The sequence below is a fragment of the Phenylobacterium sp. genome, assembly GCF_025351295.1.
Lineage (GTDB): Bacteria > Pseudomonadota > Alphaproteobacteria > Caulobacterales > Caulobacteraceae > Phenylobacterium.
Window position 1 is genome coordinate 22,234 of record NZ_JANXWD010000131.1, and the last position, 9,565, is coordinate 31,798.

Below are 9,565 nucleotides of genomic sequence, written 5' to 3' on the forward strand. Positions count from 1 at the left end.
TTCAGTGGTTGAATCCTTCTGCGCTGCGCGCGGTCAGAACCGCCGCGCGACGCCGATGTAGACCTCGGCGTCCGGCGTGGCGTGGGTCAGGCCGAGGTTGAGGCCGGCGTCGAGCTGGGCGTCGTCGCCCAGCGCCAGGGCGGCGGTCAGGTCGGCGCTGGCCTGGTGGACGCGGCCGGCGGGGTCGTCGTCGACCTCGCCCCACAGCTCCGTGCCCAGGGTCAGGCGGCCGAACCCGTGGCTGAGCCCGGCGACCCCGATCCAGGCCAGGTGGGCCCCGTGGCCGTCGGCGTCGCGGACCACGTCGATCTCCGGCGTCAGGCCGAAGTCGGTGTCCTTGGCCAGCGGCGCGGAGACCGGCAGGCGCACGCCGCCGGTCCAGCCGCCGGCCCCCATGCCCCGGGTGGCGGTGGGCGCGGTGACGAAGCCCTGGGCGGAGATCGCCAGGCCATCCTTGTCAGGGTCGGTGAGCGCGCCGCGCAGGCCCAGCACGGTGTCGCCGACCCCGGTGCGGTGGCCCGCGCCCTGGGCGTGGACGGCGACCACCGGCGCCCAGGCCACCTCGACCTCGACCCGCGGCGTCAGGCCAAACCGCAGCTCCGTGGCGCCCAGCGTGTAGGTCTCCTGGTGGCCGCCGTGGCTGCGATCGATGACGGCGTCGGCGAGGCCGGCCTCGAGCTGCAGGTGGCCGGCGTCGAGGATGCAGGGCGGCGTCGCCTTGCCCGGGCGCTCGGCGCAGAAGTCGCGCAGCTTGGCCTGCTGGGCGTGGGTGGCGCCAGCCGACAGCGTCAGGGCGAGCGCGAGAAGGAGGGTCCGCATGGCCGGACGATAGGCTGCGCCGCCCCGCAGCGGTCAAGCCGGGCGATCGAGACCGGCGGGCGAGGCTGGCGGGCGATTTGGTTGAACGGGGCCGGTCGCCTATATTCATCGGCTTCCAGCCAAGGACATGACTTTGGGCGTGACCCTCGATCTCAGCCGCGCGACGGCCCGGCCGCATGTGGCGGTGAAGCCGAACCTTTGCGGGCTGACGCGCACGGAGCTGGCGGCGGCGCTGGTCGAGGCCGACGTTGTGCCGGCGGCCAAGGCGAAGATGCGGGCCGGCCAGCTGTGGCGCTGGATCCACCACTATGGCGTCACCGACTTCGCCCTGATGACCGACATCGCCAAGGAGACCCGCGCCGCGCTCGCCGAGGCCTTCACCCTGGCGCGGCCGGAGATCGTCGAGCGGCAGGTGTCCAAGGACGGCGCCCGCAAGTGGCTGATCCGCACCGCGCCGGGCATCGAGATCGAGACCGTCTATATCCCCGACGTGGGCCGGGCGGGGGCGCTGTGCGTCTCGAGCCAGGTGGGGTGCACGCTGAATTGCACGTTCTGCCACACGGGCACCCAGGCGCTGGTGCGCAACCTGACCGCGGCCGAGATCGTGGCCCAGGTGCAGGTGGCCCGCGACGACCTGGCCGAGTGGCCCTCGCCCAAGGCGGACCGCCGCCTGACCAACATCGTGTTCATGGGCATGGGCGAGCCGCTGTACAACCTGGACCAGGTGGCCGCCGCCATCGACATCATCGCCGACAACGAAGGCATCGCGATCTCGCGGCGGCGGATCACCGTCTCGACCTCCGGCGTCGTGCCGGAGCTGCAGGCGCTGGGCGAGAAGACCCAGGCGATGCTGGCGATCTCGCTGCACGCCACCAACGATGCGTTGCGCGAGACGCTGGTGCCGCTGAACCGGAAGTATCCGCTGGCCCAGCTGATGGCCGGCATCCGGGCCTATCCGGGCTTGTCGAACGCCAAGCGGGTCACGTTCGAATACGTCATGCTGAAGGGCGTCAACGACAGCCCGGCCGAGGCCAAGGCGCTGGTGCAGCTGCTGAAGGGCATCCCGGCCAAGATCAACCTGATCCCGTTCAACCCCTGGCCGGGGACGCCGTACGAGTGCTCGTCCTGGTCGACCATCGAGGCCTTCGCCGCGATCCTCAATCGCGGCGGTTACGCCTCCCCCATCCGCACCCCCCGCGGCCGCGACATCCTCGCCGCCTGCGGCCAGCTGAAGAGCGAGAGCGAAAAAGTGCGAGCCAGCGCGCGGCGGAAGGTGGCCGAAGGCTAGACGTCCCGCTTCGCTTTCCCCCTCTGGGGGAAATGTCGCCAAAGCCGCAGGCCGGCGACAATGGGGGATGTGTCGGGGACGGAGGCTTACCTCCCCCATCGACCCTCTTGCTTCGCAATTCGGGCCACTTCCCCCCGAGGGGGAAGGCGGCGCGGCGATGCGTTCTTGATGGAGCGCCGCCGTGCTAACGATTCGCCCCGCTGCACGGGGGACACCGCATGCCGACACCATCGCCTGAGATTCAGGCCTTCGCCGCCGGGTTTCCGGTGTTCCTGCTGCATACGACCGTCACGGTGGCGATCCTGTTCGCGGCCGCGGCGATCTATGTCCTGCTGACGCCGCACAAGGAAATCACCCTGATCCGCGACGGCAACGAGGCCGCCGCCGTGTCGCTGGGCGGAGTGCTGGTGGGCCTGGCGATTCCGCTGGCGGCGTCGCTCAGGGCCTCGACCAACGTCATCGAGATCGGGCTTTGGGGCATCGTCACCGTGCTGGTGCAGCTGCTGGTGTTCCGGCTGGTGGACATGATCCTGCGCGGCCTGCCCAAACGGATCCAGGAGGGCGAGATGTCCGCCGCGGCCCTGCTGGTGGGCGCCAAGATCGCCACCGCCCTGGTGATCGCGGCGGCCCGCAGCTGACCGGACATCGCGGCTGACATGAAGATGCGCTGAGATGCGGTTTCCGCGGCTGCCGGACTGGGTGATATACGCCGCGATCGTCGTGGCGGTGCTGTTCGCGGCGGTCGGCCGCGACGAGCGCACCGACGCGCCGCCGCCGCCGCCCAGGAGCTCGGAGCCGCTCGGAGAGGCGCTGGGCCCGGCTTCGCCGTTCGATCCGGCCGTGGTGGTGGACGTGCCCAGCACCACCGGGCCCGCCGCCGGCACCGCCTTCTCCATCGCCCGCTCGGGGGTCTGGATGACCGCCCGGCACGTGGTGGACGGCTGCAAGCGGGTGGCGATCGTGGTCGGGCCGGGGACCGGGGTGGCGGTGAGCGTGCGGATCGACCCGCGCGGCGAGGCGGCGATGCTGTTCACCGAGGGCGGCTCGACGCCGCTCCCGCTGGCGCTGACCGAGCCACTGCGGCGTGGGCAGCGGGCGTTCCATCCGGGCTTCCCGCAGGGCGAGCCGGGGGAGGCCAGCTCGCGGCTGCTGGGCCGCGAGAACCTGGTGGTGCGGGGCCACGGCGCGCGGACCGAACCGGTGCTGGTCTGGGCCGAGACCGGGCGCACCGAAGGGCTGGAGGGCACCCTGGGCGGGCTGTCGGGCGCCCCGGCGCTGGACGCCCAGGGCCGGGTGCTGGGGGTGACCATCGCCGAGAGCCCGCGCCGCGGTCGCATCTACACCACCGCGCCAGAGGTCGTGAACGCCGCCCTCGTCGCCAGCGGCCGGCGCGGCGACGCCGGCGCGGTGGGCGAGGCGATCAATCCGAAGAACTACTTCTACGTCGCCGACGACCTGCGCCGCGAACTCCAAGTGGCCCAGGTGGTGTGCCTGGATAAATAAGCTTTCGATACCGCTCATCCCGGGGAAGGCCGGTACCCAGATCCGATGGCTCAAAGGCCGGCCGGACCGGCTCTGAGTTTCTGGAATCCATACCGGCGCCAGTCCATCTGGGTCCCCGCGTTCGCCGGGATGAGCGGTTTGTTTGCGTGCGGACCTAACCTGGCGCCGCAGCCCTGGCCGCCCGCACGGTTCGCTGCGCCAGCAGCAGGAACAACAGGATCGGCGGGATCGCGGTGAGCCCCGTGCCGACGAACGAGGTCGCATAGGCGCCCAGCAGCCCGTGCGACGGGGTCAGGCTGTCGACCACCGCGCCGGAGAACCCCTTCAGGAACTTGCCCAGGAAGGCGTAGGTCGCCGAAAGCAGCGCATACTGGGTGGCGGTGTAGCCCAAGCCGGTCAGGCTCGACATATAGGCCACCAGCGCCACGCCGGCGAAGGCCTGGGCGAAGTTGTCGAGCGCCATGACCGCCGTGAAGGTCGGCAGGTCGTGCGAGACGGTGAGGATCGCGAACGCCGCCGTGCCCAGGCCCTGGAGCACCGAGCCCACGATCAGGGTCCGGAACAGCCCGAACCGCAGCGCGAACAACCCCGAAATGGCGATGCCCGCGAACGCCCCGGGCAGGCCGGTCGCCGCCCGCACCACGGCCACCGTGTCCTTGGTCATGCCCAGGTCGTGGTAGTAGGGGTTGTACATCGGCCCCATCAGGAAGTCGGGCAGGCGGTAGGCGGCGATGGCGGCCAGCATCAGCAGCCCCAGCGCCTTGTGCGTGCCGAAGAAGTCGATGAACGGCCCGACCACGGCGTCGGCGAAGCCGCGCGGCGTCCACAACGGCGCCTTGCCGTACATCGCCGCCTCGGCCCTGGCCGGCTCGAACGCCAGGAAGCTCGCGGCGAGGCCGACCGTCATCAGCACCGCCATCGCGGCATAGGACAGCGGCCAGCCCAGGCGCTCGGCCGCCGCGATGATCGCGGCGTCGGCGACCAGCAGCGCGATGCGGTAGCCGAGCTGCGCCGCCGACGACAGCAGGCCGATCTCGTCGGCGTCGCTGGCCGCCTCGATACGCCAGGCGTCGATCACGATGTCCTGGGTCGAGGACGCGAAGGCCACGACCACGGCGAAGGCGCCGATGGCGGTCAGGCCGCCCTGAGGCCCGACCAGCGCCATCCCCACCAGGCCGGCGGCCACGACCAGCTGCGACAGCAGCATCCACCCGCGCCGCCGCCCCAGCCGGCCCAGCAGCGGCACGTCGATACGGTCTACCACCGGGGCCCAAAACGGCTTCAGCACATAGGCCAGTCCCACCCAGGAGATGAAGCCGATGACCTTGAGGCTCGCACCCTCGTCGCGCAGCCAGTAGCCGAGCGTGTTCTGGGTGAGCAGGAACGGCAGGCCCGAGGCGAAGCCCAGCGCCAGCATGACCGCCACCTTGGGTTGGCCGAGCGAACGCACCACGTCCATGGCGCTGCGCTTGCGGCGGGCGGGCGCCGGGGCCTGTTGGGTCATGCCGGCCTCTGAAGCGGGGGCGGGGGCCCCGCCGATCAGCCGACCTTGGCGCGCACCGCCCGCTTCGTCCAGCCGGGCTGGGTCCAGCGGGTGAGCATGCCGCGCAGGGCGTCCGGGGACAGCGGCTTGACCAGGAAGTCGTCCATGCCGGCGGCCAGGCAGGCGCGGCGGTCGTCCTCGAAGGCGTTGGCGGTCAGGGCGACGATCGGGGTCTCGACGCGGACGGCCCGCAGGCGTCGCGCGGTCGCCTCGCCGGAGAGGCCCGGCATCCGCATGTCCATGAGGATCAGGTCGTACTGGCCGACTTCGCAGGCGGCCAGGGCCTCCTCGCCGCCCACCGCGTGCTCGACCTCACAGCCTTCGCGGCTCAACAGGGCGCGGGCCAGCAGGGCGTTGATCGGGTTGTCCTCGACGAGCAGGATCCGCGCGCCCGGCGCGGCGGCGGCGGCGATGCGCTCGTCCTCGCGCGGCGGGGGCGCGGCGGTGGCGACCGCGCCGGCGGCGATCAGCACCCGCTCGGCCACCGAGGCGCGGCGCAGCGGCTTGATCAGGTAACCCGTGAAGCCCGCGCGGCGGTAGCGGGCGATGGCGGCGCGCTCGTCAGGAGCCAGCAGGATGATGGCCGGCCGCTGCAGCGGCGGGCGCAGGCTTCCGCCGCCGCCCGCCAGGCTGGCGTCCACCAGGATCACGTCGCCGGGCCGGGTGCGGGCGATGGCTTCGGGCAGGGCCGAGGCGACCTTGGCGATCCCGCCGCAGGCCTCGATCTGGCGGCGCGCGGCGTCGCGGACGACCGGGTTGGGCGAGGCGACGCCGACGGTCTGGCCCTCCAGCGAAGGGACCGTGGCGGTCCCCGGCAAGGCGGCGATCGCGGCCTCGAACCAGAAGCAGGCGCCGCCTCCCTTCGCTGAATCGACCCCAACCTCACCGCCCATGGCGCGGGCCAGGCGCCGCGCGATGGCCAGCCCGAGGCCGGCGCCCCCCAGGTCGGCATGGGCGGCGTCGGCCTGGGCGAAGGCCTCGAAGATGCGGTCGCGGTCGGAACTGGAGACACCTGGCCCGGTGTCTTCCACGGTGATACGCAGGCGGCCGGGCGCGGGCACCTCGGCGGCGATCAGGACCCCGCCGGTCTCCGTGAACTTGACCGCGTTGCCGGCGAAGTTGAGCAGGATCTGGCGCAGGCGGCCCTCGTCGGCCAGCACGAACACCGGCTGGGCCGGCGCCGCCCAGGCGATCTCGAGGCCCTTTTCCCGGGCCCGCGGCGACAACAGTTCGCAGACCGCGCGCAGCAGGCTCTCGACCTCCATGGCCGCCGGATGCAGCTCGACGCCGCCGGCGCCCAGCTTGGCGAAGTCGAGGACGTCGTTGACCAGGGTCAGCAGGTGCTGGCCGCTGTCGTGCAGCGCCGCGACATAGGTCTTCTGCTCGGCGGTGAGACGGGTGCCCTCCAGCAGGCGGGCCATGCCCAGCACCCCGTTCAGGGGCGTGCGGAACTCATGACTGAGCGAGGCCAGCTGTTCGGCGCTGATCCGGGCGCGGTTGGGGCGGCGCTCGGAAAGGGGGCGGGCGGGTCTGCGCATGGCAATGGAGGCTTAAGCGCCAACGGCTTAACGGGCAGTCAAACGCCGGCCGCCCATGCTACAAATCAACGCGCCGCAGGGGCTTCCGAGCGCAAATGTGCTCGGCAAAGTAGACGCGGGGCCAAAGGCGCCGTTTACTAGCGAGCCAGGATCGTGGTGCGCTTCGAGGGCGTAATGACCGCTATCGACCTTTTGACACAACGCGAGCGTGAGTGCCTGCGTCTGGTCGACCAGCATTTCAGCTCCAAACAGATCGCCCGCGAGCTTGGCATGTCCAAGACCTCCGTCGACACCTATTGCGACCGCGCGCGCAAGAAGCTGGGCGTCGGCGACCGTTTCCAGGCGGCCAAGCTGCTGCGGGCCGTGGATGGAATGCCTGTCCTGATCGCATCAGGACAGGACACGATCAGGACAGACACCGCCTCCGATTGCGGGCTCGATGAGCCGGCAACACAGGGGGACCCCGATGGGCGACTGGCCGAACTTCGAGAACAGGGCGGTGATCGGCAAGGCGCTGCGCCTACGCCGGGAGATCGACGACTTCGAGACCCGGTGGCCGGCGTTGGCGAAGCGGGAGGAACTTCTCCCGAGCTTCTCCTGGACGCAGCTCGAGCGGCAGCTGGTCGATTTGTCAGCTACGCCGGCGCAGGCGGACATGGCCCGGCACCTCGTGTCGGCCACCCGGAAGCTGGCGCCGTTCAAGCCGGCCGAGATGGTGCTTCGCGAGATCCTCTGCCTGACCTGGGTTCTCCTGGACGAGAACTTCAAGGGCGAAGCCGAACTTGGCTCCGCCGAAATGACCTAAGCCCCGCAGCCAGGTTGGGGGCGATCGTCGTGATCGCCGTCGTCACCGCGCTCGCATTCACGGGCATGTTGGCCGGGCTCCACGAGCTCAATGACCTGGCGGCGAATTTCCTAAAAGCCTGAACGGTCGAGAAACCTTGATCGCTGAACCTTAACGCGCGGCGGACCCACGCCGCGCCTGGAGATAGCTCATGCTCAAAGAACGCCGGATGGTGGCCGAGCAGGTCGCTGGCGCACTTTTCGAAGCGGAGGCTGCGATCGACGTGGCCCTGACCAAAACCGCCCACCTCACAGGTGTGATGCCATTGCTGCGCCGACAGGCGGGGGCTTCGGCTCTGATCGGCCAGGACGCCCTGGAACGCGCCAGCCAGGCCATCATGGCGCTCGCGGAGGCCCGTCGGGCCATCGTCGAGACCCACAAGGAACTCAGCATCGTGCAGGCCCAGATCGGCCTGGGCGCCGTGCGGATGGCCGGCGACGCCGGCGAGAAGCCGCCGCCGCAGGGCATGGAGACCGAGCGGGTGCGCATGCGGGCGCTGCGGATCGCCTCGTAAGCGCGGCCGTTCCAACGAACGATGGCGTCTGTCACAGTGCGGCCCTCGGGAACCCCGGGGGCCGTCGCCTTGTCTGCCTATCAACTGCCAATCTGGGTCTGGCCGACCGCGCTGATGGGCGTTTGCCTGCTCGCGGTCTTGCGCGGGCAGGACGACGAGCGCCTGGCGGCCGGCGGCTTCCTGGCGGCCTGGGCGCTCTCGCGCGTCGCGTTCAAGCCGCGGAGCGAAGACATCCAGTGGGGCGTGCTGGCCATCGATCTCGGCCTGCTCGGGCTCTACGTCTGGCTGGCGCTGCGAAGTCGACGCTACTGGCCGATGTTCGCCGCGGGTTTCCAGCTGCTGGCGATCATCACCCACCTCGGACGCGCGCTGGACACCGGCATCAGCGGCTGGGCCTACCTGACCGCCGAGATCGTCTGGAGCTACCTGGTGCTGTTGGCCATCGGCTACGGCTCCTGGACCGCCCGGAGCCCGCGCGACGTCGAACTGGAGCCGTGAGGGCGGGGCTCGGCGCTAGACGCTGAGCGGGTAGGCCCCCATGGAGGTCCCAGGGGCGACGCGGCGGTAGATCAGGGCTTCGGCGACGTGGACGCGGCGCACCGGGCCGCCGCCCTCCAGGTCGGCGATGGTGCGGGCCAGGCGCAGTGTGCGGGTCCAGCCGCGGGCGGTGAGGCCGCCGGCCTCGGCGGCGCGGGCCAGCAGGGCGCGGGCCGACGGATCGAGCTCGACGATGGTCTCCAGCCAGTCGCCCTCGGCCTGTGCGTTCAGCGGAGCGGCGTTCAAGCGGGCGGTGGCCAGGGGGGCGGCGGCCAGGGCGGCGGCGCTCATGGCCTTTGCGGCGCGGTCGGCCTGCAGGCGGCGGGCGGCGGCGACGCGGGCGGCGGCCTCGGCGGTCCCCTCGCTGGGCGCCGGCAGCGCCAGGTCGGCGGCGGTGACCGGCGGGACATCGACCTGAAGGTCGATGCGGTCCATCAACGGGCCGGAGATGCGCCCCTGGTAGTCGGTCTGGCAGCGCGGCGCGCGGCCACAGGCGCCGCGGCCCGCGCCACCGTGGCCGCAGCGGCATGGGTGCGGTGCCTTTTTGCCGCCCGGTGTTCGGCTCGTCTTGAAGGCCACGCGGCCCGATCTCGCACAGGATGAGGGGGACAGCTTGGGGGCCCACCTACGGCGCAAACGTCGAGAGCTTGGTCTGCAGCAGTCCGAGGCGGCGCAGCTGCTCGGCGTGGCCCCCAAGACGCTCATGTGGTGGGAGCGCGACGAGCGGCCGCCGGTCGTCAGCGCCTATCCCGCAATCATCGGCTATCTCGGCTACGAGCCCTGGCCCTTGTCCGACACGCTCGCGCAGGCGCTGCTGGCAGAGCGTCGCCGTCGTGGTATCGAAATCAGGAAGGCAGCTGCGCTGGTCGGCGTCGATCAGGGGACGTGGAGGCGCTGGGAACGGGGCGAGTGGAGGCCCACAAGCCTCACTTTACCAGCGCTCGATCGGCTCCTCGGCCTAGCCGTTGCAGCCAGATTC

Annotated in this window: 10 protein-coding genes and 2 pseudogenes; 8 read left to right on the forward strand and 4 right to left on the reverse strand. The window is 71.3% G+C overall.

Going from position 1 to position 9,565, the window contains the following annotated elements; all coding sequences use genetic code 11:
* Nucleotides 1-33: 33 nt before the first annotated feature.
* Complete coding sequence (locus Q0R13_RS18130) at nt 34-819, reverse strand: transporter (RefSeq protein WP_293906565.1); 786 nt, start codon at nt 817-819, stop codon at nt 34-36.
* A 133-nt stretch (nt 820-952) separates the two neighbouring features.
* Here Q0R13_RS18130 and rlmN point away from each other — a divergent pair, with 133 nt between their 5' ends.
* From rlmN to Q0R13_RS18145, 3 genes are all read left to right on the forward strand, one after another.
* Entirely contained in the window at nt 953-2,107 is a 1,155-nt protein-coding gene (gene rlmN, locus Q0R13_RS18135; RefSeq protein ID WP_293906567.1) for a 23S rRNA (adenine(2503)-C(2))-methyltransferase RlmN, read from the forward strand.
* A gap of 218 nt (nt 2,108-2,325) precedes the next feature.
* Nucleotides 2,326-2,745, forward strand: a complete 420-nt coding sequence (locus tag Q0R13_RS18140; protein ID WP_293906570.1) for a DUF350 domain-containing protein — start codon at nt 2,326-2,328, stop codon at nt 2,743-2,745.
* Nucleotides 2,746-2,779: 34 nt separating this feature from the next.
* Nucleotides 2,780-3,610, forward strand: a complete 831-nt coding sequence (locus tag Q0R13_RS18145) for a serine protease (protein WP_293906573.1) — start codon at nt 2,780-2,782, stop codon at nt 3,608-3,610.
* A 154-nt stretch (nt 3,611-3,764) separates the two neighbouring features.
* Here the strand turns inward: Q0R13_RS18145 and Q0R13_RS18150 are convergent, their stop codons facing one another.
* Both Q0R13_RS18150 and Q0R13_RS18155 read right to left on the reverse strand, forming a co-directional pair.
* Entirely contained in the window at nt 3,765-5,114 is a 1,350-nt protein-coding gene (locus tag Q0R13_RS18150) for an MFS transporter (protein WP_293906575.1), read from the reverse strand.
* Between the two features lie 35 nt (nt 5,115-5,149).
* Nucleotides 5,150-6,691, reverse strand: coding sequence for a response regulator (locus Q0R13_RS18155; RefSeq protein ID WP_293906577.1), 1,542 nt, complete (start codon nt 6,689-6,691; stop codon nt 5,150-5,152).
* A 174-nt stretch (nt 6,692-6,865) separates the two neighbouring features.
* Between Q0R13_RS18155 and Q0R13_RS22660 the strand changes: the two are divergent.
* From Q0R13_RS22660 to Q0R13_RS18170, 4 genes and pseudogenes are all read left to right on the forward strand, one after another.
* Nucleotides 6,866-7,033, forward strand: a pseudogene (locus Q0R13_RS22660) (helix-turn-helix transcriptional regulator); the annotation flags it as partial.
* 124 nt (nt 7,034-7,157) lie between these two features.
* Nucleotides 7,158-7,496 (forward strand): hypothetical protein, encoded by a 339-nt coding sequence (locus Q0R13_RS18160; protein ID WP_293906579.1) that lies wholly within the window; start codon nt 7,158-7,160, stop codon nt 7,494-7,496.
* 190 nt (nt 7,497-7,686) lie between these two features.
* Complete coding sequence (locus Q0R13_RS18165; protein ID WP_293906581.1) at nt 7,687-8,049, forward strand: hypothetical protein; 363 nt, start codon at nt 7,687-7,689, stop codon at nt 8,047-8,049.
* Nucleotides 8,050-8,118: 69 nt separating this feature from the next.
* On the forward strand, nt 8,119-8,547 hold the full coding sequence (locus Q0R13_RS18170) for a hypothetical protein (protein ID WP_293906583.1): 429 nt from the start codon (nt 8,119-8,121) through the stop codon (nt 8,545-8,547).
* Nucleotides 8,548-8,562: 15 nt separating this feature from the next.
* Here Q0R13_RS18170 and Q0R13_RS18175 read toward each other — a convergent pair.
* Nucleotides 8,563-9,120, reverse strand: a pseudogene (locus Q0R13_RS18175) (ATP-binding protein); the annotation flags it as partial.
* Nucleotides 9,121-9,199: 79 nt separating this feature from the next.
* Here Q0R13_RS18175 and Q0R13_RS18180 point away from each other — a divergent pair.
* A partial coding sequence (locus tag Q0R13_RS18180) for a helix-turn-helix transcriptional regulator (protein ID WP_293906586.1) occupies nt 9,200-9,565 on the forward strand: 366 nt, incomplete at its 3' end.

Bases quoted from the DNA above. Each gene is read 5' to 3' on its own strand.
- Q0R13_RS18130 (WP_293906565.1), bottom strand. From the start codon at position 819: ATGCGGACCCTCCTTCTCGCGCTCGCCCTGACGCTGTCGGCTGGCGCC.
- Q0R13_RS18140 (WP_293906570.1), top strand. From the start codon at position 2,326: ATGCCGACACCATCGCCTGAGATTCAGGCCTTCGCCGCCGGGTTTCCG.
- Q0R13_RS18145 (WP_293906573.1), top strand. From the start codon at position 2,780: ATGCGGTTTCCGCGGCTGCCGGACTGGGTGATATACGCCGCGATCGTC.
- Q0R13_RS18150 (WP_293906575.1), bottom strand. From the start codon at position 5,114: ATGACCCAACAGGCCCCGGCGCCCGCCCGCCGCAAGCGCAGCGCCATG.
- Q0R13_RS18155 (WP_293906577.1), bottom strand. From the start codon at position 6,691: ATGCGCAGACCCGCCCGCCCCCTTTCCGAGCGCCGCCCCAACCGCGCC.
- Q0R13_RS18160 (WP_293906579.1), top strand. From the start codon at position 7,158: ATGGGCGACTGGCCGAACTTCGAGAACAGGGCGGTGATCGGCAAGGCG.
- Q0R13_RS18165 (WP_293906581.1), top strand. From the start codon at position 7,687: ATGCTCAAAGAACGCCGGATGGTGGCCGAGCAGGTCGCTGGCGCACTT.